The organism is Psychrobacter sp. 1Y4 (assembly GCF_051847555.1).
The window spans coordinates 1-876 of record NZ_JBPYDE010000296.1; the positions used below are offsets into that span (position 1 = coordinate 1).

Genomic DNA, 876 nt, shown 5'->3' on the forward strand with positions numbered 1-876 from the left:
CTTCTGTATTCATAAACCAAGTAGCTGTCATCATAAGGAATATAAAAGTCAATAAGGCGTTTAACCGCTTCATTCTTTTTAGAAACCTCACTCAATCTAGTGCCAAAAAAAGGAATGACTGCTCCCATCAGGGTGGTTTTGCCTGCGCTATTGCGCCCCGTAATGATTGTGTTATCACCAACTTCAATGAGGTGGCTTTGACCTTTAGGGTAACTGTTGATTAATGCGACACGTAGAAGCTTATTGATATCTTTTATAACTGGTTTCGTATTGTCTTCGTTTGCTATGCCTAAGGCTTCATCCGTTTTCAGCATCTTTAATCCTTTCTATGATATATAAAACCAAGTTTTAAATTCTTGAGTTATTTCAGTCTACTTCATTTCACTTTTATTATGAGTGACCATAATCATATCAATATTATCGTATTATTAAGTGCTTTAGGCATCAGCTCTTATTAATAACTCAACAATATACGACAACTGTTGTCGCCTTACTTTCTAGTTTATTATTAGAGTTATTAAAAAAGCCAAATACACTTAGTATTTGGCCTTAGTATAAGTTCCTCATACTAGATTTGGTTCTTTGTGTTTTACACTACTTCAAATCATTGATTGTGATTGAGTAGTTAGTACTTTGAGCGCTTCCTAGAGTGGCATAACCCACTTGTCCAATAGCCTGCTGCGGTTTGTAAGGGTTAAACAGCTCATCGAGAGTGTAATGAAAACCGCAATCCTCTATCCCAAACACGTAATCAAAAAATACCTTTGCCATAGCAGACTGGGGGTGACTAGCGTCACGATAAGACTTGTTAGGATACCAACTACCACTAGATATCTTACTGAAAACCCGTTCGATATTACCTGAAATAGAGTTTGA

2 protein-coding genes are annotated in these 876 nt (G+C 36.5%); both read right to left on the reverse strand.

All coding sequences use genetic code 11. The annotated features are described in order from the left end of the window. Nucleotides 1-314 (reverse strand): ATP-binding protein (locus ACS8FC_RS15890; RefSeq protein ID WP_439297480.1); only part of this gene is annotated, 314 nt, incomplete at its 3' end. Between the two features lie 280 nt (nucleotides 315-594). Then, nucleotides 595-876 (reverse strand): hypothetical protein (locus tag ACS8FC_RS15895; RefSeq protein WP_439297481.1); only part of this gene is annotated, 282 nt, incomplete at its 5' end.